Annotated in this window: 26 protein-coding genes; 9 read left to right on the forward strand and 17 right to left on the reverse strand. The window is 32.3% G+C overall.

The window, feature by feature from the left end; all coding sequences use genetic code 11:
• The first annotated feature begins 60 nt into the window (after positions 1-60).
• Together AC1RRN_RS00760 and AC1RRN_RS00765 are read left to right on the forward strand one after the other, a co-directional pair.
• Positions 61-1,116: a DUF5723 family protein gene (locus tag AC1RRN_RS00760; RefSeq protein ID WP_492965433.1), complete on the forward strand. Its 1,056-nt coding sequence runs from the start codon at positions 61-63 to the stop codon at positions 1,114-1,116.
• Positions 1,113-1,391: a DUF5723 family protein gene (locus AC1RRN_RS00765; protein ID WP_492965434.1), complete on the forward strand. Its 279-nt coding sequence runs from the start codon at positions 1,113-1,115 to the stop codon at positions 1,389-1,391. Before AC1RRN_RS00760 ends, AC1RRN_RS00765 begins: the two co-directional genes overlap by 4 nt.
• A gap of 489 nt (positions 1,392-1,880) precedes the next feature.
• Here the strand turns inward: AC1RRN_RS00765 and AC1RRN_RS00770 are convergent, their stop codons facing one another.
• The 11 genes from AC1RRN_RS00770 to AC1RRN_RS00820 form a co-directional block, all read right to left on the reverse strand.
• Positions 1,881-2,252: a hypothetical protein gene (locus tag AC1RRN_RS00770; protein WP_492965435.1), complete on the reverse strand. Its 372-nt coding sequence runs from the start codon at positions 2,250-2,252 to the stop codon at positions 1,881-1,883.
• 19 nt (positions 2,253-2,271) lie between these two features.
• Positions 2,272-2,643, reverse strand: a complete 372-nt coding sequence (locus tag AC1RRN_RS00775) for a phage holin family protein (RefSeq protein WP_492965436.1) — start codon at positions 2,641-2,643, stop codon at positions 2,272-2,274.
• 36 nt (positions 2,644-2,679) lie between these two features.
• Complete coding sequence (locus AC1RRN_RS00780; protein ID WP_492965437.1) at positions 2,680-2,964, reverse strand: YtxH domain-containing protein; 285 nt, start codon at positions 2,962-2,964, stop codon at positions 2,680-2,682.
• Positions 2,965-3,010: 46 nt separating this feature from the next.
• A complete protein-coding gene (locus AC1RRN_RS00785) occupies positions 3,011-3,163 on the reverse strand; it encodes a lmo0937 family membrane protein (RefSeq protein ID WP_492965438.1) in 153 nt (50 codons plus the stop codon).
• 36 nt (positions 3,164-3,199) lie between these two features.
• On the reverse strand, positions 3,200-3,841 hold the full coding sequence (locus AC1RRN_RS00790; RefSeq protein ID WP_492965439.1) for a porin family protein: 642 nt from the start codon (positions 3,839-3,841) through the stop codon (positions 3,200-3,202).
• Positions 3,842-3,882: 41 nt separating this feature from the next.
• Positions 3,883-4,329, reverse strand: a complete 447-nt coding sequence (locus tag AC1RRN_RS00795) for a DUF4142 domain-containing protein (RefSeq protein ID WP_492965440.1) — start codon at positions 4,327-4,329, stop codon at positions 3,883-3,885.
• 325 nt (positions 4,330-4,654) lie between these two features.
• A complete protein-coding gene (locus AC1RRN_RS00800; RefSeq protein WP_492965441.1) occupies positions 4,655-6,439 on the reverse strand; it encodes a sensor histidine kinase in 1,785 nt (594 codons plus the stop codon).
• Positions 6,440-6,451: 12 nt separating this feature from the next.
• Positions 6,452-6,901, reverse strand: coding sequence for a response regulator (locus AC1RRN_RS00805; protein ID WP_026981937.1), 450 nt, complete (start codon positions 6,899-6,901; stop codon positions 6,452-6,454).
• 20 nt (positions 6,902-6,921) lie between these two features.
• A complete protein-coding gene (locus tag AC1RRN_RS00810; RefSeq protein ID WP_492965442.1) occupies positions 6,922-7,473 on the reverse strand; it encodes a helix-turn-helix domain-containing protein in 552 nt (183 codons plus the stop codon).
• Between the two features lie 158 nt (positions 7,474-7,631).
• Positions 7,632-7,817: a CsbD family protein gene (locus AC1RRN_RS00815; RefSeq protein WP_492965443.1), complete on the reverse strand. Its 186-nt coding sequence runs from the start codon at positions 7,815-7,817 to the stop codon at positions 7,632-7,634.
• A 106-nt stretch (positions 7,818-7,923) separates the two neighbouring features.
• Positions 7,924-8,397 (reverse strand): Dps family protein, encoded by a 474-nt coding sequence (locus AC1RRN_RS00820; RefSeq protein ID WP_492965444.1) that lies wholly within the window; start codon positions 8,395-8,397, stop codon positions 7,924-7,926.
• A gap of 225 nt (positions 8,398-8,622) precedes the next feature.
• On the opposite strand from AC1RRN_RS00820, the gene pyrF reads away from it, so the two are divergent.
• The 3 genes from pyrF (at position 8,623) to AC1RRN_RS00835 (ending at position 12,340) form a co-directional block, all read left to right on the forward strand.
• Entirely contained in the window at positions 8,623-9,441 is an 819-nt protein-coding gene (gene pyrF, locus AC1RRN_RS00825; protein WP_492965445.1) for an orotidine-5'-phosphate decarboxylase, read from the forward strand.
• A gap of 124 nt (positions 9,442-9,565) precedes the next feature.
• The gene (locus AC1RRN_RS00830; protein ID WP_492965447.1) at positions 9,566-10,366 is read left to right on the forward strand and encodes an ABC transporter substrate-binding protein; all 801 of its coding nucleotides are present in this window, start codon (positions 9,566-9,568) and stop codon (positions 10,364-10,366) included.
• A gap of 480 nt (positions 10,367-10,846) precedes the next feature.
• A complete protein-coding gene (locus tag AC1RRN_RS00835; protein WP_492965448.1) occupies positions 10,847-12,340 on the forward strand; it encodes a catalase in 1,494 nt (497 codons plus the stop codon).
• A gap of 391 nt (positions 12,341-12,731) precedes the next feature.
• Here the strand turns inward: AC1RRN_RS00835 and purU are convergent, their stop codons facing one another.
• The 5 genes from purU to AC1RRN_RS00860 form a co-directional block, all read right to left on the reverse strand.
• Entirely contained in the window at positions 12,732-13,586 is an 855-nt protein-coding gene (purU, locus tag AC1RRN_RS00840; protein ID WP_492965449.1) for a formyltetrahydrofolate deformylase, read from the reverse strand.
• A 102-nt stretch (positions 13,587-13,688) separates the two neighbouring features.
• Positions 13,689-14,408, reverse strand: coding sequence for a DUF4197 domain-containing protein (locus AC1RRN_RS00845; RefSeq protein ID WP_492965450.1), 720 nt, complete (start codon positions 14,406-14,408; stop codon positions 13,689-13,691).
• A gap of 237 nt (positions 14,409-14,645) precedes the next feature.
• Positions 14,646-15,068 (reverse strand): cytochrome c oxidase assembly factor Coa1 family protein, encoded by a 423-nt coding sequence (locus AC1RRN_RS00850; RefSeq protein ID WP_492965451.1) that lies wholly within the window; start codon positions 15,066-15,068, stop codon positions 14,646-14,648.
• Between the two features lie 140 nt (positions 15,069-15,208).
• Entirely contained in the window at positions 15,209-15,550 is a 342-nt protein-coding gene (locus tag AC1RRN_RS00855) for a hypothetical protein (protein WP_492965452.1), read from the reverse strand.
• 191 nt (positions 15,551-15,741) lie between these two features.
• On the reverse strand, positions 15,742-17,340 hold the full coding sequence (locus AC1RRN_RS00860; RefSeq protein WP_492965453.1) for a L,D-transpeptidase family protein: 1,599 nt from the start codon (positions 17,338-17,340) through the stop codon (positions 15,742-15,744).
• Positions 17,341-17,636: 296 nt separating this feature from the next.
• Between AC1RRN_RS00860 and AC1RRN_RS00865 the strand changes: the two genes are divergently transcribed.
• The 4 genes from AC1RRN_RS00865 to AC1RRN_RS00880 all read left to right on the forward strand — a co-directional run bounded on the left by AC1RRN_RS00865 (position 17,637) and on the right by AC1RRN_RS00880 (position 23,731).
• Positions 17,637-21,077: a methylmalonyl-CoA mutase family protein gene (locus AC1RRN_RS00865; protein ID WP_492965454.1), complete on the forward strand. Its 3,441-nt coding sequence runs from the start codon at positions 17,637-17,639 to the stop codon at positions 21,075-21,077.
• 530 nt (positions 21,078-21,607) lie between these two features.
• Positions 21,608-21,895, forward strand: a complete 288-nt coding sequence (locus tag AC1RRN_RS00870; protein WP_492965455.1) for a hypothetical protein — start codon at positions 21,608-21,610, stop codon at positions 21,893-21,895.
• On the forward strand, positions 21,886-22,257 hold the full coding sequence (locus tag AC1RRN_RS00875; protein WP_492965457.1) for a hypothetical protein: 372 nt from the start codon (positions 21,886-21,888) through the stop codon (positions 22,255-22,257). The genes AC1RRN_RS00870 and AC1RRN_RS00875 overlap by 10 nt, the downstream gene beginning before the upstream one ends.
• A gap of 271 nt (positions 22,258-22,528) precedes the next feature.
• Complete coding sequence (locus AC1RRN_RS00880) at positions 22,529-23,731, forward strand: hypothetical protein (RefSeq protein WP_492965458.1); 1,203 nt, start codon at positions 22,529-22,531, stop codon at positions 23,729-23,731.
• Positions 23,732-23,761: 30 nt separating this feature from the next.
• Here AC1RRN_RS00880 and AC1RRN_RS00885 read toward each other — a convergent pair whose 3' ends face one another.
• Complete coding sequence (locus AC1RRN_RS00885) at positions 23,762-24,124, reverse strand: flagellar motor protein MotB (protein WP_492965459.1); 363 nt, start codon at positions 24,122-24,124, stop codon at positions 23,762-23,764.
• Positions 24,125-24,310: the final 186 nt, after the last annotated feature.

Here is a 24,310-nt window from a genome sequence, read left to right on the forward strand (position 1 = left end):
TTATTGAGATTTTTTGTTAAATATTTGTAAATCTTTTAAACATGACAAACCTACCAATTTATGAAGAAAACTTTACTTTTATTTTGCTTCTTAGGAAGCTTTTTTTGTGCCCGAGGGCAATCTTATTTCGGATTTCGGGATGATAATTATGCCGGAATTCAGGCAGCTTTATTTAATCCGTCTGCTATTGTAGATTCTAAATACAAGGCTGATGTTACGATTTTCTCTGCGAGTTCCACCGCACAGAATGATTTGTATGGCGTTAATTTTGCTGAAGTTTTAGACGGCGGTTTTGATTTGCAGGCTGATGCCAGCAAAAATATCAAATCGAATAACAGAGGAAATTTTAATGTAGATATTATGGGACCTTCGTTTATGATGAATATTACGCCGGTTCATAGTATTGCTCTTTTTTCGCGCGTTCGAAGCATTACCAATCTTGTGGATGTAAATGGTCAGCTTGTTGATGAAGTTAATAAAGACATTGATATGTCGAACAGCTTTTTAATATCTGGCGGAAACCCAAATGGTGTTAGCAATTCATGGGCTGAGATTGGAGCCAGTTATGCAACTGTCTTATTAGATCGTGATATGCATTTTATAAAAGGCGGTATCACCGTGAAATATTTAATGGCAGGTGTAAACGGTTACATCAACGGAAATAACTTAAGTGTAGCCTTTAATAAAAATGATGCTAATCCTGCTTTGAGTCAATATTACTCTACGGGAACATTAAGAACATCTGCAAGCTACGATTATGAAAACGGTAAAGATCCGGAGTTTGATGCAACATCTGCAGGTGTTGGCGTTGATTTGGGTTTTACGTATGAATATCGTACGAACTGCCATACTTGTATAGGAAATCGCTATAAATTGAAAGCAGCAGTAGCTGTAACTGATATTGGTAAGCTAAACTATAAAAATGCCATCGAAAACACGTATAATCTAACCGGTAGTGTTACACAAGACGATATTGATAGTGCAGATGATATTTTCGAATTTTTCGACGCTAATTATACCAAAACAGCAACCAGAAAAGGCGTAAAAGCCAATTTGCCAACTGCTTTGCACACTAATTTTGACTGGAACATTGACAACAAGTTTTATTTGATTTGAGCACTGATTTTAGTTTGGTTGATGCTAAAAAAATAAACCGAACGGCGATTGCAAATTCCGTTACTTTTACACCAAGATATGAAACGAGACAATTCAGTTTTTATCTTCCGGTAACTTATATGGAATACAGCGGAACTCAAATAGGAACTGGTTTTAGAGCTGGTCCGTTATTTATTGGTTCGGGTTCTTTAATTTCGAATTTGTTTTCAAATAATTCTAAAGCTTGTAATTTATATGTTGGTTTGAAATTGCCAATTTATCAAAATTATAATTAAAGGTTCTGAGGTACTGAGTTGCTAAGGTACTAAGGTTTCTTGATCATATAAAAAAGCCGAACTTTGTTCGGCTTTTTGTTTTTTATCTTTTTGAACTCAGCACCTCAGCACCTCAGCACCTCAGCACCTCAGCACCTCAGCACCTCAGCACCTCAGCACCTCAGCACCTCAGCACCTTTAAATAAAAAAGAGACTATTTCACTAATATGAAATAGTCTCTTTTGCTTAAGATTGAGGTCAACTGTTTGGTTCAGGTTTAGTAAAAAAAACTTAGTACCTTAGTCTCTTAGCACCTCAGAACCTTAAAAAAAATATAGTGAAGTATTAACTGCTTAACCGTTGTTAAAGTAAAAACGTATAAACAAGTTAGATACCTAGAAATACTCTTGTAAATTCAAAACATTTATATAGATTAGAGTACATGTACACACCATTTTTTAGAATTATTTCTTCTATCTTTTCCATAATACATAATATTTAGTTAGGCATTTACTCTTCTGACGATTCGTGTTGTGATGATTCTTCCGGTGAAGATTCATGATGTGGTTTTGAAACTAATGTGGTTACTGCAAGTTGTACTATAGATCCCAGGATATTTTTAAATATAGAATCTGTTTTCCCTACAACTAATTTTTTTGCGAGGTAACCAATTCCGATACTGATCGCTGATTGCGCCAGATCGCTTTTAAAACCAACAGTTTCATTAATTTCTGACACCGTATTTCGAATAAGATTAAGAGGTTTTAAATTCTCTTTGATTTCATCGATTTCATCTTTTATTGCAATCCATTCCACATCTTGTTGTGCTTCTAATTGCTTTATTCTCTGATTTAATGCATCAATTGTATAAACAGCTTCCATAACAGTCTTTTATTTATTATCAATTAGTTAAATCAGTTTTTTGTTCTTTTAAAATGCTGGAAACAATCATGTTCCCGATAGGCGTTTTTATCAGTGAATGTTGTGTTTTAAGCAAAACAATAGCCACAATAAGATAAAAAAGCGCCACTATAAAAAATCCGTAAAAATATTCACCAAGTTCTTTCCCAATCCATAAGCTAATTCCAATATTTAGAAACAAAGTGAAAAATGCAACAACAGCGCCAACCGCAATTTTGGATGTTAGTGATGATAATACATCTGCTACTGCTGATACCGTTTTGAGTTTGATTAACTCTAAACTCGTTTTGGTATAGTTTTCAGCTTTTTCATACATATTAAGGTTTTCGTTAGTTGTTGCATTTGTTTCCATGATATAGGGTATTTTTATGGTTGAAAAATTTCACTTTTAATAGTTAGTTTTTACAGTTTTTGCTTCGTCTTTAATTTGATTGAAGTCTTCTTTTACCTGATTAAATTTTGCTTTTCCTTCATCAATGATATCTTTACCATTTGAAGTAATTGTGCTTAAAATTCCATCAACTTTGCCTTTTAGGTTATCTCCGTAATCTTTTGATTTATCTGAGATTTTTTTTCTTGTGTTTGATCCTTTGTCTGGTGCAAACAATACTCCTAAAAATGCTCCCGCCGCTGCGGCTCCTAAAATTCCTAATAATGTGCTACTCGTTTTCATAATATTTGATTTAGTGATTAATATAAATTTGTTTAATTTTTAATTTTTAAATTTCTCGACCTTTGATAAGTCTGAAGATTATTGCGATAATGGCAATTACTAATAAGATGTGGATAATACCACCGGCGCTATAATAAAAGAACCCAAGAGCCCAAAGAATAACTAAAATAACTGCGACTGTGTATAATAAATTTGACATGGTTTTATTATTAGGGTTAATAATTAATTGTTTTTTTTAATTCAGCTTATACGAAACGTATAAGGTAAGATTGCTGTTTTTTGCATCTGGAAATGTATATGTTGTTCCTGCAAAAGTTCTTTCTTTACCAACAGTTGTTAAACCATAATTGTAACGTAAACCAACACTTATCGGGTTAAAATCTACTCCGACACCAGCTGCAATACCAGCATCAAATTTGTTTAAATCATCAGTATCAACTGCTTCATCAAAATTGATATCTCCGTCACCTGTAACTTTTGAACTTACCAGGTATGATGCATAACCACCGGCATGAACATTAAAGTTTTTAGTGATATTAACTCTTACTAATAAAGGAACTTCGATATAGTTCAATTTGAATTTTGCATTTCCTTGTAAAAAGGCATTGTTATAATCTAATTCGGCACCTTTTGTAGTAAACAAAATCTCTGGCTGAATCGCGATAAAATCAGAAACTGGTAAAGTAGCATAAACACCGGCATTAAAACCGTAAATTACGTTATTGTCATCAGCCTCACTTTGATATAAGTTAGACATATTGAAACCTCCTTTTATACCAAACTCTGTGGTTACATTGTCATCTTGTGCGTGCAGCATTCCAAATGAAGCTGTCATAAAAAGGGTTAAGGCGCATAAAAAATTTGATTGCATTTTCATTGTTAAAAATTTTAGTTGTTAAAAAATAGATATAAAGGCATTTAATTAAATTCACTTTTAATTTGTTCTGTTTCTCGTAAAAGCTGGTATTGTTCCGGCAAATACTGAAGCACTAATTTCAAGATCAACTGGTCATTTGTTTCTTTCGAAATCTTTTCAAATAAGTTGATTTGTTGTGCAAGCGATAATGTCATAGAACTTAAATAAGTTTTGTTAAAATCGATACCATTTGTTTTATTCAATTCTACTAACTCATCTTTATGAGTTGCGTTGATGTCGGTAATGATAATGAGCTTTTTATTTGCCATTTCGTTTACTTTCTGCAACAATTGATTTTGATGATTCTCAATTTTTTTACTTACTTCCAGAATTTTACTTTCAGAACTTTTTTGTTGTGCAATTTGACTTTTTGAAATCATTGAATTCACAATATTTCCCATTTCGATAAAAAAAGAAGTTTCGACTTCTTCATTTCTACTTTTATTCAAAGTTTCTTTTTTAAATGAACTTTGTTGCTGATTTTTTTTCCCGCAGGAAGAAAAACAAATTATAAAAATCAACAAGAAAAGAACTTTAAAAATAGGTACTTTTAATAAGGGCATTGTTTTCATTATTACTTCATAAAGTATTACATTACAAAGATGCTAACGAATGAAAGATTTTGCTTTACAGCATAAAAAAGAAACGTTATATAATTCCCATAACGGCTTTATATAACGTTTTTTAAGGTGTTTTGAGGGAATAAAAAAAGCGTTTACAGCAAATGAAATCAGATCATTTTGCGGTAAACGCCTTCCTACAATATTGTATGCCTTATTCTGGTAGAAATACGGTGAAAACAGATCCGACATCAGGAGTACTGTCTGCTAAAATATGCCCTTTATGATTTTCAACAATTTTTTTGCAAATCGCTAAACCAATTCCGGTTCCGGGATAATCTGTTTTAGAATGCAAACGTTGAAAAAGTATAAAAATGGTTTCTTTAAACTGCGGGTCAAAACCCATTCCGTTATCTCTAAAAGTTATTTTATGGAATTTTTTGGCAGACTGTTCTAATAAATCAGGATAATCTGCTGCTGATACTTTTTCGCTTTCAATAGAAATTTCAGGAGCAACTCCGGGTTTATTATATTTTAAAGAATTTCCGATTAGATTGATAAAAAGCTGTTCGATCTGATAAGGAATAACATCGAGTTTTGGCAATTTTGAAGCTGTAATAATCGCTTTCTTTTCATTGATAACTTCTGTTAATTCAGATTCGGCATTTTGAAGCAATTCATTTAGATTCGATTCTATAAATTCTTTTTTAGTCGTATTGGTTCTTGAAAATAAAAGCAAATCATCAATCAAAACACGCATTCTTTTTGCTGAAACTGCAATTTTAGAAAGATAATCTTGTCCGCTTTCAGACATTACCGCTTTATCAGCTTCAGAAACTCTTGAGATAAAGGTTTGAATTTTTCTAAGCGGTTCCTGTAAATCGTGACTCGCGACATGGTTGAAAGAAGCTAATTCTTTATTACTTTTTTCTAATTCTCTATTTCTCTCCTGAAGTTCGATATTAAGTAAATGTTCATCGGTAATATCAAAATTGATTCCAAGCAGAATTTTGCCTCCTTGCTGATCAGTTAATAATTTTCCGGTAGATTTAAAATATCTGATTTCATTATTCGGGCGAACAATTTTATAATAAATAAAAGGAAGATTTTTTTTCTCTACTATTTTGTCCATCGATTTTGAAACAGCTGCTTTGTCATCAGGGTGAACAAAATCCAGAAAAGTTTCTCTAACGGGCACAAAAGAATTTGGTGTAACTCCTAATAATCGGAACTGATTATCAGAATAAGCAATTTTATTAGCGTCTAATTCCCATTGCCAGGTACTAAATTTTCCAATAATTTCAGATTCAGCCATCAAGCCGCCAGAAATTAAAAGTTGTTTGTTGAAACCTTTCAAACGCTCAAAATCACGACTGATTTGTCTGTAAGCTAATAAAATAAAAAGTAATGCAGTTAAAAATAAAGAGATTGAAAAAACCGGACTTAATGAAATTTCCTGATCATAAATTTCCAGTCTTTTTTTGAGGTATTTTTTCTCGATATCATTCATTTTATCAACCTGAAAACGTATGTTTTCCATCAGTATTCGTCCACCAAACATATGATTGTCCAGTTTTCTTTTATCGTATGTTTTTGGGTCGCTGTATTTCAGGCAATTTTCGAACGAAACAAATCGCTGAATAATTAATTTGAATAAATTTTCGAGATTTTTCTGTTGAACAGCATTGTCAACAGTTAATTTTTTGAGGGTAAGAAAAGAAGCATTTACTTTGTCACGCGAATAAAGATACGGACTTAAGAACCTGTTGTTTCGTGTGATGATATATCCACGTTGGCCAGTTTCCGCATCTTTAATCGCAGACATTAATCGTTCTAATTGTATGTTGATCTCATACGTATGCATTGCCAACTTACTGGATTCATTTAAATCCTGATTGTGTTTATAAGCAATAGAAGACAGAAATAACAGAATGAAAACTGCGATGACAAAAATAACTCTCAAAGAGTTTGAAGAATTAAAATTTGGTATCCATTTCATTAGGCATGCGTATTATTTTAGTCGTAACAAAAAGTTATCACGATTCAAACCTGAAGTATGATAGTGCCAGTTAACGGTCACAACTTCGTTGATGATTTTTTTAAGCGTATTAAAGTCGCTTGGCTTTTTAATGTAAATATTGGCTCCTTGTACAAATGTGTCTTCAATATCTTCTTCAGATGATGAAGTGGAGTAAATGGCAATAATAATGTTTTTTAGGCGATCTGTTTTTTTAATTTCGATCAAACATTCTTTACCAGTTTTTTTTGGCATATTCAAATCCAGAAACAAAATATCCGGTAATTTGGTTTCAGGATCCAATAAATGATCCATTAACTGCATTCCATCATGAACAAATTGTACTTTGGTTTGTATTTTGATTTCTTCAAAAGCGTCTTTGAAAAAAAGACGATCATCCTCGTCATCATCTGCCAATAAAATATATAATGCGTTTTTTTGCATTTTAGTATAGTATTTAGGTTTTATTTTAAATTTTCTCTTCGTTTTTTAATGATTCTCTGAAAAGCCGATGGCGTAATTCCGGTAGTGTTTTTAAACTGTGTACTCAAATGCGCAACACTGGAGTAATTTAGTAAAAAAGCAATTTCGGTCAAACTCATTTCATTAATAATAATTAATTGTTTGGCTCTTTCAATTTTTTGTAAAATGATAAAATTCTCGATAGATGAATACGTTACTTCCGAAAAAACATTCGATAAGTATCCGTAACTATGGTTTAGTTTCTCAGCTAAAAATACAGAACTTTTATAATTATTACTGTCTTCAAGGAAAACAAGTTCAATTATGGCATCCTTAATTTTTTGAACTAAAACACTTTTTTGATTCTCAACGACTTCAAAACCATGTGGAGCTAAATTTTCTTTTAAAGATTCAATCGCTTCTACATCCAGATTATCTTCAATTTCGATCTCACCAAAACCCAAAGTTCTAAAGTTTATGTTTTGTTCTTCAAGATTTTGCTTTAAATAAAGAGAACAAATGGTGTTTATGTCGAACTTTATAAATAGTTTCATTTTATAAAAATTTGGTTAAAGATAATTAATTTATTTTTGGTTCTGGGTGTAATACCCATCGGATACTTTAAGTAATACATGAATATACTAAAAAAAATCAAAAAAATACCGTCTAATGTTTTTTTTATTAGACGGTATCCTGGCTGACCTGGAAGATTTTACAAATCTGAAATGATTTGTTGAACTTCTTCTTTAGTCTTACCTAATTTTTGCTGAAGTCTTCCATATATTTCATCTTCTTTACCTTCAGCGTACATTAAATCATCATCTGTAAGTTCTGCGTATTGTTGTTTAAGTTTTCCCTTCAGCTCGTTCCAGTTCCCTTTTATTTGAGTCGTATTCATGATAATTATATTTATATTAATAGTAGTGTAAAATTGCAAATTATCGATTAGGTCATTGTTACATTTATTTCGGCAACTGTTGTATAATTCACATTTGTTTTTTTTGTTAAACCTGGTATCGTCTTAAAATCCAAGCCATTTTTTCGTGTTGCTGTAATAATCCGGTAATAAAATCAGCGGAACCAATATCGTTATTTTCATTCTCAAATACCGGAATATAAGTTCTGAATTCCGTTACTAATTGCTCGTGATTTTCTAAAAGTTCTTCCAGCATGTGTTTTTGCGATGCATATTCTTTCGGAGATTCTTTTAAAGTCGAATTTTCAATAAACTCTTTCATAGTACCAATCGTTTTTTCACCAAGCTGACTAATACGTTCTGCAACTTCATCAATATTTGCTTCTAAAATTCGATATTGATCTTCAAACAATTTATGTAATTCCATAAAGCTGTTTCCTGAAATATTCCAATGAAATTTTCGGGTCTTCACATACAAAGTCATTTCGTTAGACAAAATTGTGGCTAATATAGTTGTGCTTTTCTTTAAATTTTTTGGACTAATTCCGATATTTGGGCTCATAATTGCTTGATTTAAGGTTGTTTTACAAAAATAGCTTAGCAGTTAATTTTTTCTCTTATATAATTTTGAGAAGATGTTATAGGAATTCAATGTTTTGCTTGAGAGTTATGAATTAAGAGTTAGAAGTTAGAATTGAAAAAAGTCAAATGTTAAACCTGAAACTCAAAACTCATAACCCATAACTCATAACTTATTTGTAATTTTGCCGCACTAGTAAAATACAACATGACAACACAACAACTACACGAACAAATTCTTCAAAAAAAATCATTTTTATGCGTTGGCTTAGATCCTGATTTAACTAAGATTCCACCTCATTTATTAGAAACAGAAGATCCTATTTTCGAATTCAATAAAGCTATAATTGATGCAACGCATGACTTGGCTGTTGGATACAAACCCAATACTGCTTTTTTTGAAGCATACGGAATAAAAGGGTGGATGTCATTGCAAAAAACAATCAATTATATCAATGAAAATTTTCCTGAGATGTTCACCATCGCCGATGCAAAACGTGGCGATATCGGTAATACATCAAGTATGTATGCGAAAGCTTTTTTTGAAGATTTAAATTTTGATAGTGTCACCGTTGCACCTTATATGGGGAAAGATTCAGTTGAACCTTTTCTGGCTTTCGAAAACAAACATACCATCATGTTGGCTTTAACATCTAATGAAGGAGCGTTTGATTTCCAGACTTTAACTACAAATGGAAAAGAATTATACAAACAAGTTTTAGAAACATCTAAAACATGGAAGAATAGTGAAAATTTAATGTACGTTGTAGGCGCTACAAAAGCCGAATATTTTGCAGATATCAGAAAGATTGTTCCTGACAGTTTTTTATTAGTTCCGGGAATTGGTGCTCAGGGCGGAAGTTTATCTGAAGTATGTAAATACGGAATGAACGATAAAGTTGGTTTATTGGTAAATTCTGCAAGGGCCATTATCTACGCCTCAAAAGGGACTGACTTCGCTGAAAAGGCTAGGGAAGAAGCATTGAAAGTGCAACAGGAAATGGAAGAGATTTTAAGTTCAAAGTAAATTTTACCACAGAGATACACAAAGTTTTTCACAGAGTTTCACGAAGTAATCTTCTAAATCTTTGCGTAACTCTGTGAAAAACTTTGTGTATCTCTGTGTTAGAAAAACTCAATCCAAACCAAACATGAAACAAATTTCAGATCAGCTCGGCACTTTACATTCTTTTGAGACAGCTCCAAAACGAATTATTTCTTTGGTTCCTTCTCAAACCGAATTGTTGTATGATTTAGGTTTAGAAGAAAGAATTATCGGAATTACGAAATTTTGTGTGCATCCGTATCATTTAAAATCGACGAAGAAAATTGTTGGGGGAACAAAGAAGATTCATTTTGAAAAAATAAAATTATTGCAACCCGATATTATCATTTGCAACAAAGAAGAAAATACACTCGAAATCGTTGAACAATTAAGTCAAATTTGTCCGATTTGGGTAACGAATATAGTTTCTGTTGAAGATAACTTTCAGATGATTTCAGATTTCGGTCAATTGTTTAATTGCAGAACCGAAGCCCAAAAATGGAATGACAAACTAACTTTTGCCCTGAGCGATTTTAAAAAATACATTCAGGATATTCCGTTAAAAAAAGCAGCCTATTTTATTTGGAAAAACCCTTATATGGTTGCAGGAAAAGATACCTATATTAATGAATTATTAAAGCTGAATCATTTTCAGAATATCTACGAAGATAAAGGTCGTTATCCTGAAATTGAACTCAAAAAAATGCGTTTAGAAGGTGATCCGGATTTGGTTTTTCTTTCTTCAGAACCTTATCCTTTTAAAGAAGAAGACGCTTTCGAAATAGGACGTTTTACGCATCATGCCAAAACTATTTTTGTAGACGGAGAAATGTTCTCCTGGCACGGCAGCCGACTTTTAAAGGCTTTCCCATATTTCAAATTACTCCATGAAAGATTGAAAAATTAGTTTTAGGTTGGCTTTGAGTATAATTTTACCACAGAGATAGACAGAGGTTTCGCAAAGTTTCACCAAGTTATATTTTTAAATAAAAGCTTTATAAACTTACTATTTCAACAAACAATTTAAATTCTTTGTGTATCTCTGTGAATAACTTTGTGTATCTCTGTGGTAGAACTAATTTATTCAAAAGTTCATAAAAAAAGAATGCCGGCATCTCGAAGACGCCGGCATCATTTAACTAACCAAAACCAAAATAATAAATAACCAGTTTATTACATTACAAAGATCCAACATATATCAATGTTATGCTGTTAAGGTTTTGTTATTACTTTGTTGGACATAAGTTAAGATTTTTTAAGAACTCATTCTGAGGATTTTATTGCTATATATTGTTTTTGGTTATTAAAATATAATAACAATCAATTTTGTTTATTAATATGATAAGTATTAGTTTGTATATTTGATAAAACATTAAATATCAGCAAGATGGAATCAAACAAAAAATTAACAACTGCTACAGGAACTCCTGTTCCAGACAATCAAAACATTCAAACGGCCGGACCTCGCGGACCTGTTTTATTACAAGATTTTTGGTTTTTAGAAAAGATGGCGCATTTTGATCGTGAAGTAATTCCGGAACGACGAATGCATGCCAAAGGTTCTGGTGCTTACGGAACTTTTACGGTAACTCATGATATTACAAAATATACGAGAGCCGACTTGTTTTCAGAAATTGGTAAAAAAACCGATATGTTTGTACGTTTTTCAACTGTTGCAGGAGAAAGAGGTGCCGCCGACGCTGAAAGAGATATTCGCGGTTTTGCAATGAAGTTTTATACCAATGAAGGAAATTGGGATTTGGTAGGAAACAATACACCAGTTTTCTTTTTCCGTGATCCGATGAAATTTCCCGATTTAAATCATGCTGTAAAACGTGATCCAAGAACCAATTTGAGAAGTGCTGATAACAATTGGGATTTTTGGACTTTATTACCCGAAGCCTTACACCAAATTACAATCGTAATGAGTGACAGAGGTATTCCGAGATCGTACAGACAAATGCACGGTTTTGGAAGTCATACTTTTAGTTTTATAAACCATCAAAATGAAAGACATTATGTGAAATTTCATTTTGTAACACAACAAGGAATAGATAATCTTTCTGATGAAGAAGCTGCAAAATTAGTTGGCGGCGACAGAGAAAGTCATCAAAGAGATTTATATGATGCAATTGAAGAAGGAAACTTCCCAAAATGGAAAATGTTCGTTCAGATCATGACCGAAGAACAAGCGGAGAATTATCGTTTTCATCCTTTTGATTTAACTAAAGTTTGGTTAAAAGGTGATTTTCCTCTAATTCCGGTTGGTGAATTCGAATTAAATAAAAATCCTGAAAACTATTTCGCCGAAGTAGAACAAGCAGCATTTAATCCCGCGCATGTAGTTCCGGGAGTTAGTTTTTCTCCGGATAAAATGCTGCAGGCGCGTTTATTTTCTTACGGAGATGCACACCGCTATCGTTTAGGAGTTAATAATTATCAAATTCCGGTGAACTCGTCAAGATGTCCTTACAATACTTTCCACCGTGATGGCGCGATGCGTGTAGACGGAAATAATGGAAGTCGTAAACATTATGAACCAAATAGTTTTGGAGAATGGCAGGAACAACCTGAATTTAAAGAACCACCATTAAAACTTCATGGAGATGCTTATGCACACAATTTCAGGGAAGACGATAATGACTATTTTACTCAGCCAGGTTTATTGTTCCGTTTGCTAACAGATGAGAAAAAACAATTATTGTTTAAAAATACCGCCGGACAAGTAGGAGGAGCACAACCTTTTATTCAAATTCGTCATATTAGAAATTGCTATAAAGCAGACCCTGCATACGGAGAAGGAGTTGCACATGCGCTGGGATTAACAATGGAACAGGTAAATAACTTTGATGATCCGAGATTGTCGATAGTTGTTAGATAAAGGTTCATAGGCACAAAGGTTTCTGATGTGAATAGAAGTTAAAAAGTAACCCCGACAGATTTCTAAAAACCTGTCGGGGTTACTTTTTTAGTTGAAAGGAAAAGCCTTTGAACCTCTGTTGCTTTGCCTCTTTGAACCTAAAAAAAATTAATTTCTAAATGGTTAGCTATTTTATTTAAACTGGACTGAAGTCCAGCCCTACAATATAATTCGTTCCTTGGGAACTATAAAAGGACCTTTGACTCGATTTGCAGGGAAAAATCCGTGGGCAAAATTTATAGACAAAGCTTTGCGAACTTTTTAAAGTTTAGTAAAATACAAAAAGAAAATACCTTAGCGCACTTTGCGGTTAAAAAAACCTTTGGGATTTTGCTACTCTGCCTCTTTGAACCTAAGAAAAAACAACCGTTTTATTACTATAAACCATAGTCTTACGCTCTGCATGTAATTTAATAGCACGAGCCAAAACAATACGTTCTAAGTCACGCCCTTTCATGATAAAATCATCAACAGAATGAATGTGAGAAACTCTTGCAATATCCTGCTCGATAATTGGTCCTTCATCTAATTCTTCTGTTACATAATGACTTGTTGCACCAATAATTTTGACCCCACGCTTAAAAGCCGAGTGATAAGGTTTTGCACCCGGAAAAGCTGGCAAAAATGAATGGTGGATATTAATAATTTTATTTTCGTAAAGCGAAATCAATTTTGGCGTTACAATCTGCATATAACGCGCTAAAACAATAAAATTGATCTGATATCTTTTGAGAAGTTCAATTTGTTTGGCTTCGCCTTCTTCTTTATTATCTTTTGTAAAAGGGACACAATGAAAAGGTATATCAAAACGCTCCGCAATCGATCTTAAATCATTATGATTACTAATAATTACCGGAATTTCAACATTCAATTCTCCTGCACTGTAACGTCCCAAAATGTCAAACAAACAATGATCATATTTAGATACAAACAAAGCCATTTTTGGTTTTTGTTCCTGATTGTACAAATCCCATGACATATTAAAATCAGCTGCAATGGTTTGATCAAAATCGGTTTTCAATCCTTCGATCGTGATATGATGATTAGTTAATTCGAATTCCAATCGCATAAAAAACACATTTTGCTCCACATCAACGTGTTGGTCAATATAAGTAATATTTCCTTCTACTTTGGCGATAAAAGTGGTCACTGCAGCTATAATTCCTTTTTGGTCTTTACAGTGAATCAGAATGGTAATTTTTTGCATTTTTTGGTTGTTTTTTGGTTAGTGACAAAGTTGCATAGGCTCAAAGTTACAAAGGTTCACTCTGTACCTTTGTAACTTTGAGCCTATGAACCTTCAAAAAAATTATTTTCCGTCCTGCATTGCAAAAACACTTTTCAATAAAGGGGTTGTTCTTGCACTAATATTATTTCGGATATCTTTTTCTTCAACGGCAATCATTTTAAAAACACCTGCCAAAGCTTGTGTTGTTGTATAGTCAGTCAAATCAGGATTTACTTTTTTGACTAACGGAATTGTATTGTATTTTGTAATAATTTTTGTCCAAACCACATCGGCACCTACTTTTTCGAATGAACTTTTAATCACCGGATTAAATTTTCCGTACAAAGCTGTTGTTGTGCTTCCCTGCAAATAACTTGTTGCTGCGCTATCGTTTCCTAGTAAAATATTTTTAGCATCTGTAAAAGTCATGTTTTTTACTGCCGATACAAATATTGGAGTTGCTTCTTTTACCGCATCTTCAGCAGCACGATTCAACATTTTCACACCTTCATCTGCCAATGAACTAAGGCCTATTTTTCGTAAAGTAGCATCTACTTTTTGTAATTCTGCAGGCATTAAAATTTTTACAGCCTCATTTTTATAAAAACCATCAACAGCAGTTAATTTACTAACTTGTTGGGTAATTCCTTTATTTAATGCTTCCTTCAATCCAGAAGCGATATCTACACCTCCAACTCCTGGTATTTGCGATGAAATTTGCGGGAACTGATTTAAGGTTTGTTGCATTTCAGCACAAGATGTAAGTGAGAACGTAAGGGCTAATAATAGAATATTTTTCATGTTTGGGGTTTTATAAGTTTCAAAAATACTACTTATTCAAAAACAACGCCACAATTTTATTATTGGAGCACAGATAATTTGTTTCAGAAATAACTTTTTTGAGTTGATAAGATTCTGAGTTGCTAAGGTTCTAAGATTTTCGAATATAGAAAAAAGAGAAATAAATAAAATAAAAAATACGGAATAAGGGTTAATTGATTGAAATGCAGTGAATATATTTGAAAAAAAATATAAATATTACTTCGCTATCAAATCAATTTGTTCTTCTGTAGCTTCAACGTAAACAGACAATTCACGGTATTCCCATTTGCCTCTTTTTTCTGCTACGACAAATAAAGTCCCTTTTCCTTTTGACCCTTTTATCGGAATTTGTAAATCACAATTTCCTGTATCATTATTAATGCTGATATTTCCACTCACGATTCCGTCAGCTTCAATAGAAGTACCTAATTTGTCGTTTACTAATTTATCGTGTTGTACTATGGTCATGGCTTCTTTATAGACATCGGAATCTTTCATCATTGAAGTTACGCCGAAGAATATTCCAGCAATAAATAATCCAAAAAGAACCAAAAGGCTTAAACATCCGGTTGGAACAAACCATTTCCAATTTCTGTCCCACCAGTTTTTTCTAACAATTAATTCGTTTGAATCTCCCATAATTTTCTTTAAAGTCGTAGTATTTATTTAGTATAATAATTGAATTTAAAAGTACATAATTTTTAATCAGATAAAGATTTTAAAATAAAAAAAGCGAAAATAGAAGTCCATTTTCGCTTTAGTTTTTTAAGTTGTAAAACTTATAAATATTGCAAACAGTCCAAATTGGGATTGTTAACCGGATTAATTTTATTGAAGTCGGCTAATAAACAATGTGTATAATCTTTACCTCCAATCGCTAAATAAAATAAAGATTTTGAAATGTAAAATGGTCTTAAGGGAAATGTACGCCAACCATTAGATAAAGTTTTAAAAAAATGTTTTAGTGCGTATTTGAATGTCTTTTCTCCGGGACGAATAAAATAAATAGTTGAATCTTTTAATTTATTATTAAGATTTGAAAATGTTACAAATCTTCCGCCTTGCTGAATTAATAAATTTATTTCAAAGAGTGTTAATCCTTCAATATTTTCTGTTTTCATGATAAATTAATTTTTGTAAAATAGTGGTATTATTATAGTACAAAGATCTTTTAGTTTTTAAATATTGAAATCCTTTAAAAGATTTTAAATTAATAAGTTAGGATTTTTTTATTTCTACAGAAATCTTATTGAAAAAACAAAAGCTGAACAAAATTTTGTTCAGCTTTTGTTTTTATATTTTAAAATTGAAATTAAGGATTACTAGTGATGCTTTGTTCTGGAAAAAGGACTTTATTCAAATCTCCATCTCTGTCATAAACATCCTGAAAAAAGCTAATTTCACCAGATTCTTTTACCCATGTTGTAAAATAAGTAATATAGATTGGCACTTTAGTTGGCAATTTAAAAGTTGTTTCTGCAGAACCATCCATAGCTTTATCAATTCTGTCCGCAGTCCATTCCGGATAATCTTTTAGCATTGCAATAGCAAGTTCTTTGGCTTTACTAACATTAATACAACCGTGGCTAAAAGTTCTTTGTTCAAAATCAAATAAGGTTTTTGCAGGCGTATCGTGCATGTAGATATCATCTGGATTTGGGAAAATAAATTTCACTAAACCTAATGAATTATCAGGACCTGGTTTTTGTCTTACCTGACCATTTACGATTTCCATATTATGCTCTGCCAAATAATTTGGATCAGAAGCTATTTTCATTTTCAACTCATTTTCAACAATACTTTGAGGAACTGTCCAGTAAGGGCTAAAAACTACTTTATCAATGTTTCCGTTAAAAATAGTTGTTTTAGTTAAAGGAGCACCAACAAAAACTTTTGATACCAATTCAATTTTACCGTTTTTTACATAAACCAACTCAAAAGAAGGGATATTAACCATTATATATTCTGTGTCAGTTAACAAGGTTGGATAAATATCTTTGCAACGTTCCATGTTAATACTGATTTTTTTAATTTTTTCCTGTATCGACTCATTCATGTCTTTAATGTTGGCTTCAGAGATAATGTAATTTGGTTTTAAACCGTTACGTAATTTATATTTCATTACGCCATCCATTAATTCCTGATCATAGAAATCGCTTTTTGAGTCGTTTTGTAAATCTCCCATCACAAATAATCTATTTCTGATTTGGGCCACTGTAACAGATTTTGCGTCTGGTCTAATATCTTTATAAGGAGTTTCTACTGTTATCGGTGTCCAGGTATTGTCTTGCTCTATTTTTTTATATTTTTTTAAAACATCCTGAAGTTTGTTGTATTGATCAAATTTTACCACTGTGGTTTTCTCCGCTACTGGTTTTGTTGTTGAAGTAGTTACAGTATCATGTGCTATTTTTTTCTTAGGTAATAGCCATTCTGATTTTTTAACTGTTTCAATATCAACTCCTTCAAATTTATGATTAGCATATATAATATAAGCTGCACTCAACAACATGTCAGAATCGGTTTTTGAAGGTTTTTCTGTTGCTTGTTTGTTGAAAATTTGGTCAATTTCATTTTTGTATGGAATTTCTATACCTTCATAAGTAGCGTTGTTCAATTTGGCATATAATAATTGTCCATATTGAGTTAATTTTCCATTTTCATACCAAATGGTTCCGTACGATCTGTTTTTATACAAAGAGATTACGTCGTTTTGATATTTTTTCAAATCGGTATATCTTTTGAAAAAATCAGTTAAAAGTTCACTGTCTACTACATCATCATTATTAGTAGAAGTGTAATTAGAGGTTAAAGTTTCCTTTTTATTTAAATCATTTTTATCAAGGTTATTAAAAGATGAAATAAAGAAACTTGTAACTAAAATTATGGCGATTGGATATAATGTTTTCATTTTATTTTAAATTTTTACGTTATTGCTTTAATAAGTAAGTTTTGGTAAAAATTTGGGGCTTTTCTACAATGCTAAATTACTTTAGGATGCTGGGAAACACGTTGTTAGATTCTATTTTAATGTTGCGAAATTGCCATGTCTTGTAGGTTTATATACATTATATAAGGTGAAGCTTCAAATTGTTACCCTATTGGATGAAAAAACTATTCTTTTTTTTTGTTAACATAAAGCTATGGAGGTGATCAAATATTAAAATATTTTGTAAATTGCTCCCTTAAAATTATCATATTCATAAAATGGAACAACAAATACCATATATTCCTAAAAATAAAGTAAGAATTGTTACTGCAGCTTCTCTTTTTGACGGACATGATGCCGCAATCAATATTATGCGTCGTATTATACAGTCAACAGGTGTTGAGGTAATTCATTTAGGTCACGACAGAAGCGTTGAAGAAGTTGTAAATACTGCTATTCAGGAAGATGCTAATGCCATTGCGATGACATCTTATCAGGGTGGGCACAATGAATACTTTAAATATATGTATGATTTACTTCAGGAAAAAGGAGCAGGACATATCAAGATTTTTGGCGGAGGCGGAGGAGTAATCCTGCCAAGCGAAATTTCAGAACTACATGAATATGGTATTACCCGAATTTATGCACCGGATGATGGCCGATCATTAGGACTTCAGGGAATGATTAATGATTTGGTTCAGCAATCCGATTTTCCTATCGGAGATAAACTAAATGGAGAGATCGATCATATCGAAAATAAAGTTCCAACTGCAATTGCACGTTTAATTTCGGCAGCAGAGAATTTTCCTGAAATCGCAAAACCCGTTTTCGATAAAATTCACGAAAGCAATATCAATTCTAAAATTCCGGTTTTAGGAATTACAGGAACTGGGGGTGCCGGAAAATCTTCTTTGGTAGATGAATTGGTTCGTCGTTTTTTAATTGATTTTCCCGAAAAAACTATCGGATTAATTTCTGTAGATCCATCAAAAAGAAAAACGGGAGGAGCTTTATTAGGAGACAGAATCCGAATGAATGCGATTAATAATTCTCGTGTTTACATGCGTTCTTTGGCAACGCGTCAATCTAATTTGGCTTTATCTAAATATGTTGCTGAAGCGATTCAGGTTTTAAAAGCTGCAAAATACGATTTAATTATTCTGGAAACTTCAGGAATTGGACAATCAGATACAGAGATTATGGATCATTCTGATGTATCCTTATATGTAATGACTCCGGAATTTGGAGCTGCAACACAATTAGAGAAAATCGACATGCTTGATTTTGCTGATTTAGTAGCTTTGAACAAGTTTGACAAAAGAGGCGCTTTAGATGCGATTCGTGATGTAAAAAAACAATACCAGCGCAATCATAATTTATGGGATAAAAATCCGGATGATATGCCGGTTTTTGGAACTATTGCTTCTCAATTTAATGATCCTGGAATGAACACGCTTTACAAAGCGATTATGGATAAAATTGTTGAGAAAACACAATCCGAATTAAAATCGACTTTCCAGATTACGAAAGAAATGAGCGAGAAAATCTTCGTGATTCCGCCTCACAGAACACGTTATTTATCTGAAATTGCAGAGAATAATAGAAGTTATGATGAAATCGCACTTTCGCAACAAAAAGTAGCACAGAAATTATACGGAATTTTCAAAACCATTGAATCGGTTTCTGGAAAAATTCCACAAATTATAAAAGCGGGAATTGATGATTCTACTGTTCTGCCAAGCGCAACCGAAGCGCATGATGAAAACAGAATCTTTTTGAATCTTTTGCTGAATCAATTCGATAAAGTAAAAATGGATTTAGATCCGTACAATTGGGAAATTATTCTGAATTGGGAGGAGAAAGTTACCAAATATAAAAATCCGGTTTACTCCTTTAAAGTGCGCGACAAAGAAATCAAGATTGCAACGCATTCTGAAAGTTTATCGCATTTACAAATTCCGAAAATTGCTTTACCTAAATATGAAGCTTGGGGCGATATTTTACGTTGGAATTTACAGGAAAATGTTCCTGGAGAATTTCCATTTGCTTCAGGATTATATCCGTTTAAACGTGAAGGCGAAGATCCGTCAAGAATGTTTGCGGGCGAGGGAGGACCGGAAAGAACGAACAAGCGTTTTCATTATGTGAGCGCGGGATTACCGGCAAAACGACTTTCAACCGCTTTTGATAGTGTTACTTTATACGGAAACGATCCGGACATTCGTCCTGATATTTACGGGAAAATTGGAAATGCCGGAGTTTCAATCTGCTGTTTAGATGATGCCAAAAAATTGTATTCCGGTTTTGATTTAGTACATGCTTTAACTTCTGTAAGTATGACCATTAATGGGCCTGCGCCAATGTTGTTAGGTTTCTTTATGAATGCGGCGATCGATCAGCAATGTGAGTATTATATAAAGGAGAATAATTTAGAAAAAGAAGTTGAAGCAAAAATCAACAAAATATATAAAGAAAAAGGAACAGAGCGTCCGCATTATCAAGGCGATTTACCGGAAGGAAATAACGGTTTAGGATTAATGCTTTTGGGTGTTACCGGAGATCAGGTTTTACCTTTAGATGTTTATAATGAAATAAAAGTCAAAACATTATCGCAAGTTCGTGGAACTGTTCAGGCTGATATTTTAAAAGAAGATCAGGCGCAAAACACTTGTATTTTCTCAACTGAATTTGCTTTGAGATTAATGGGTGACGTTCAGGAATATTTTATTACTAAAAACGTTCGTAATTTTTATTCGGTTTCAATTTCAGGATATCATATTGCCGAGGCGGGAGCAAATCCAATTACGCAGTTGGCTTTTACGCTTTCGAATGGTTTCACTTACGTGGAATATTATTTAAGTAGAGGGATGAGCATTAACGATTTTGGCCCGAATTTATCGTTCTTCTTTTCAAACGGAGTAGATCCCGAATATTCAGTTATAGGTCGTGTGGCACGTAAAATTTGGGCGAAAGCCATGAAAAACAAATACGGAGCCAACGAAAGAGCACAAATGTTGAAATATCATATTCAGACTTCTGGACGTTCGTTACACGCTCAGGAAATTGATTTCAATGATATCAGAACAACATTGCAAGCTTTATATGCAATTTATGATAACTGTAATTCATTGCATACTAATGCATATGATGAAGCGATTACAACACCAACGGAAGAATCTGTACGTCGTGCAATGGCGATTCAGTTGATTATCAATAAAGAATTAGGTTTAGCTAAAAACGAAAACCCAATTCAGGGATCGTTTATCATCGAAGAATTAACTGATTTAGTTGAAGCTGCGGTTTTACAAGAATTCGACAGAATTACGGAAAGAGGCGGCGTTTTGGGTGCAATGGAAACAATGTACCAACGTTCTAAAATTCAGGAAGAAAGTTTGTATTATGAAACGTTGAAACACAATGGCGATTTCCCAATTGTGGGTGTAAATACTTTCTTAAGTTCAAAAGGTTCTCCAACAGTAATTCCGGCAGAAGTAATTCGCGCCACCGAAGAAGAAAAACAATATCAAATCACCATGCTTGAGAATTTGCATCAATTTCACGAAGCAAAAGTTAATGAGCATTTAAATAAACTACAAGAAGCAGCGATTAAAAACGAAAATTTATTCGATCATTTAATGGAGGCTACAAAGGTTTGTTCTTTAGGTCAGATTACTTCGGCGTTGTTTGAAGTTGGTGGTCAGTATAGAAGGAATATGTAAGTTTTACTGTTTTATAGATTTAAAAAACCTCTCAGAAATGGGAGGTTTTTTTGTTTAAATTATGTCAAGATGTTTTTTATACTATTGAAAATTATAAATAATTTATTGTTTTAAAAAGTGTCTTATTTTGATATTTATTAAATTTTTAGTGTCAAGTATTTGGTTTTTAGAGTGATAATTTGGTTTTAATTAATTCAAAACCTTAAAATTATGAACCTTAAAATTAAAATTTCAGGGAGTAGGGTAAAATAAAATTGTATTTATGGAAATGGTAATAATAGACGATTTTAATATTATGCTATTTATATGGCAGATATTATGTATTATATTTTGGATAGCAGTAATATATTTATTGTATAAAATTTATAAAAAATGTAAATAGATTTGAATTTTTAAAAATGGGAATATACGCTCCAATTTTTGCTTTTACTTATTGACCCTGCTGTCGTGTGTGTCAGCTCGTCAACTCAAAGTTTTATAAAAAGAATTAAGATAACTTATGTGCACGAGCGGGACGCTCGCGCCAGCATATGGGAGAAAATGGAGGCCATATTTATAATGTATCCGGAAACATAGGACAAATTACGCCACTACAATTGCAGAAAATTATTTCTTTGTCAGAAAAATATCAAAGTAGTTGGTACGAACTAGATAATAATAATTGTTCTGATTTCGCAACTGATGTATTAAGTATTGTGGGAGTTAAAAGTAATAATCAGATTGATACTCCTGACACAGTAGAAAGCATATTAGAAAAACTACCAAATCATACTTCAAAGACTAATTATGCACCAAAAACAAAAAAAATATGTTCTTAATAAAAATTCTAAAAATAGTAGCAATAATTTCATTTTTAATGCTACCAGGACTTAGTGAAAATGGAATTCCATATTTTGCTTTTTTATTATATTGTTTATGGCTATTTATTATGAGCATATTTGGTCAGTTAGATACTATATTTTGGCAAGGACTTTTTGTTGTACCTATATTGGCTACTTTAGTTGTTTTTTTTATTAGTAAAAACAATAAAATTTTACTTTTTTGCTTTTTAGGTTTATTAATAACACAGATACCTAGTTTAATAACTAATTATAAAAGAATCGATTTTTTGTTTTTATTTCTCTTTTTGACTTTTATAATATCATCAATAGGAGTTATAAAACTAAATCAAAAAATATAAATCAAAAATTTTCGAAAAGTTTATTAATAATTAAAATATAGTATACAATAAGTATGATTGTTATTTTTATTACGCTCCCCGCTCTGCGAAGTCTCCTGGCTTCGTACCCATTCCAATAATCAACGAAGAGAATAAAACATAATAATATTGGAATAGAATATAGCGACCGGCACGAAGTCGGAAGACTTCGCACAGCAATAGGTAAAATCTTCAGATTTTTAACGAAAATAAAAACCTTTCAGAAACGAAAGGTTTTTTTAATTTTAATGTCATGAAAAGTACTGTCTATTATATTCTCTTTCTTTTTGTTACGGTTTTTGGGTATGCCCAAAATAAACAATTATTAAAAACGGGAGTTATTATCGATTCGGTGAAAATTGCAGTTGCTCCAACAGAATCCTATGCAATATATTTCCCTAAAAAATACGATGGTAAAACCCCATTGGCATTGGTTTTTATTTTTGAGCCAGCTGCGAGAGGCAAAAAAGGAATTGAGCCCTTTATTCTGGCTGCAGAAACGTATCATTATATTTTGGTATGCTCTAATACTTTGAGAAATGGATCAGTCGAAAAGAATATTACTATTGCCAATAGATTATTTGATGATGTATTGCAAACCTATACTATTGATACTTCACAACTTTATATTTCAGGTTTTTCGGGTGGTGCAAGATTAGCTGGTTTTTTTGGTATATCCGCAGGCGCTTTTCAAGGGGTTATTGCTTGTGGCGCTTCTTTTAATGGTATGGATAAGTTTATACCTCCTTCTAATAATTTTTCGTATGTAGGTATGGTTGGAGATCGGGATATGAATTATCAGGAAATGATAGAAAATAAAGATTGGCTGGATAACACAAAAATTGTAAATACACTATTTATTGCTCATGAAGAACATGTTTGGCCGAAACAATCTGAAATGCTTCTCGCATTTAACTGGTTGGAAATTCAGGCTTATAGAAAAAATATAAGACCAAAGAACGATACTATTATTAAACAAATTTATAATAAGAATCTGCGAATAGGGGATAGTTTAAAGGCGAATAAAGAAATGGTGCTTTCGGTAAATGCGTACGAAAAAGGAATTACTTTTTTTAATACGAATGAAGACAATTTTCTAAGAGCTAATATTGCCGAAATCAAAAAATCTAAAGAGTACAAAGATGAAATAGCAAAAATGGAGGAGATAAAGGTTTTGGAAAATAAAATTTTGGATAAACTTTCGCTTCGTTTTGACCAGGAATTAAAATCGGCTAAGAGTAATACTAATTTTAAGTTTTGGAAATCTGAAATTCAGGATTTAAATGTTATGAAACTTGACAACAAAAATCCTTTAGTCCAGAATATGGCTATTAGGATATTATTTTGGTTTCAGGTTTCGGTTTATGAAACTGGGCAGGAATATAAAAGAAACCAACAAAATGACAAGTTTACTTATTGTCAGGAATTGTATAAAATTATTACGGAAACAAATTAAATAAAAAGCAGATCTAAAAATGAGCAGCGTTTATTTTGATTTACGTTTTAATCTTTCAATCAGCGCATCAGCTTTTTCATTTTGAGAAATGAATCGCAAGGATTCGGCATAACGGTAATAGTACATGGGGTCAAGATCATATGTCATAGCAAATAACTCGCCGTACCATTTTGCTGCTTTATCCAGATTACAAATAGCATAAGAAGAATTTCCTAGTTTTTGGAATAAATCTATAGACTTATAACCTTTTGCAGCCACTTTCTCGTAAGTTTTGGTTACATCAATGTAAGCGTATTTTTCGCCTATTTTATTGGTCACGTAATTTTCATTCTGAGCAGAAAGCTCTAAACAAAAAAGATTTAATAATAATAAAATGGCTAACTTTTTTTTCATACGCCTCTGAGAATAAGTAACTTTAATAGTGCAAATGTATTTAAATCTATTCAAGTTTGATTTTTTTACAGCTATAATTTTAGATTAACTTCCATAATTACAGTTTGTTAAGTCTGTAATAGTGTAACGGAATAATTCTGTTATATTGTATTATAAAGAAAAAAAGCAGCTCCTGGTAAAGAGCTG

Source organism: Flavobacterium sp. GW821-FHT11G01, from assembly GCF_058808175.1.

What these genes read in the sequence shown, in the direction of transcription:
- AC1RRN_RS00760 (WP_492965433.1), top strand. Translation starts at nt 61, where the DNA reads ATGAAGAAAACTTTACTTTTATTTTGCTTCTTAGGAAGCTTTTTTTGT.
- AC1RRN_RS00770 (WP_492965435.1), bottom strand. Translation starts at nt 2,252, where the DNA reads ATGGAAGCTGTTTATACAATTGATGCATTAAATCAGAGAATAAAGCAA.
- AC1RRN_RS00775 (WP_492965436.1), bottom strand. Translation starts at nt 2,643, where the DNA reads ATGGAAACAAATGCAACAACTAACGAAAACCTTAATATGTATGAAAAA.
- AC1RRN_RS00780 (WP_492965437.1), bottom strand. Translation starts at nt 2,964, where the DNA reads ATGAAAACGAGTAGCACATTATTAGGAATTTTAGGAGCCGCAGCGGCG.
- AC1RRN_RS00785 (WP_492965438.1), bottom strand. Translation starts at nt 3,163, where the DNA reads ATGTCAAATTTATTATACACAGTCGCAGTTATTTTAGTTATTCTTTGG.
- AC1RRN_RS00790 (WP_492965439.1), bottom strand. Translation starts at nt 3,841, where the DNA reads ATGAAAATGCAATCAAATTTTTTATGCGCCTTAACCCTTTTTATGACA.
- AC1RRN_RS00800 (WP_492965441.1), bottom strand. Translation starts at nt 6,439, where the DNA reads ATGAAATGGATACCAAATTTTAATTCTTCAAACTCTTTGAGAGTTATT.
- AC1RRN_RS00805 (WP_026981937.1), bottom strand. Translation starts at nt 6,901, where the DNA reads ATGCAAAAAAACGCATTATATATTTTATTGGCAGATGATGACGAGGAT.
- AC1RRN_RS00810 (WP_492965442.1), bottom strand. Translation starts at nt 7,473, where the DNA reads ATGAAACTATTTATAAAGTTCGACATAAACACCATTTGTTCTCTTTAT.
- AC1RRN_RS00815 (WP_492965443.1), bottom strand. Translation starts at nt 7,817, where the DNA reads ATGAATACGACTCAAATAAAAGGGAACTGGAACGAGCTGAAGGGAAAA.
- AC1RRN_RS00820 (WP_492965444.1), bottom strand. Translation starts at nt 8,397, where the DNA reads ATGAGCCCAAATATCGGAATTAGTCCAAAAAATTTAAAGAAAAGCACA.
- pyrF (WP_492965445.1), top strand. Translation starts at nt 8,623, where the DNA reads ATGACAACACAACAACTACACGAACAAATTCTTCAAAAAAAATCATTT.
- AC1RRN_RS00830 (WP_492965447.1), top strand. Translation starts at nt 9,566, where the DNA reads ATGAAACAAATTTCAGATCAGCTCGGCACTTTACATTCTTTTGAGACA.
- AC1RRN_RS00835 (WP_492965448.1), top strand. Translation starts at nt 10,847, where the DNA reads ATGGAATCAAACAAAAAATTAACAACTGCTACAGGAACTCCTGTTCCA.
- purU (WP_492965449.1), bottom strand. Translation starts at nt 13,586, where the DNA reads ATGCAAAAAATTACCATTCTGATTCACTGTAAAGACCAAAAAGGAATT.
- AC1RRN_RS00845 (WP_492965450.1), bottom strand. Translation starts at nt 14,408, where the DNA reads ATGAAAAATATTCTATTATTAGCCCTTACGTTCTCACTTACATCTTGT.
- AC1RRN_RS00850 (WP_492965451.1), bottom strand. Translation starts at nt 15,068, where the DNA reads ATGGGAGATTCAAACGAATTAATTGTTAGAAAAAACTGGTGGGACAGA.
- AC1RRN_RS00855 (WP_492965452.1), bottom strand. Translation starts at nt 15,550, where the DNA reads ATGAAAACAGAAAATATTGAAGGATTAACACTCTTTGAAATAAATTTA.
- AC1RRN_RS00860 (WP_492965453.1), bottom strand. Translation starts at nt 17,340, where the DNA reads ATGAAAACATTATATCCAATCGCCATAATTTTAGTTACAAGTTTCTTT.
- AC1RRN_RS00865 (WP_492965454.1), top strand. Translation starts at nt 17,637, where the DNA reads ATGGAACAACAAATACCATATATTCCTAAAAATAAAGTAAGAATTGTT.
- AC1RRN_RS00870 (WP_492965455.1), top strand. Translation starts at nt 21,608, where the DNA reads ATGGGAGAAAATGGAGGCCATATTTATAATGTATCCGGAAACATAGGA.
- AC1RRN_RS00875 (WP_492965457.1), top strand. Translation starts at nt 21,886, where the DNA reads ATGTTCTTAATAAAAATTCTAAAAATAGTAGCAATAATTTCATTTTTA.
- AC1RRN_RS00880 (WP_492965458.1), top strand. Translation starts at nt 22,529, where the DNA reads ATGAAAAGTACTGTCTATTATATTCTCTTTCTTTTTGTTACGGTTTTT.
- AC1RRN_RS00885 (WP_492965459.1), bottom strand. Translation starts at nt 24,124, where the DNA reads ATGAAAAAAAAGTTAGCCATTTTATTATTATTAAATCTTTTTTGTTTA.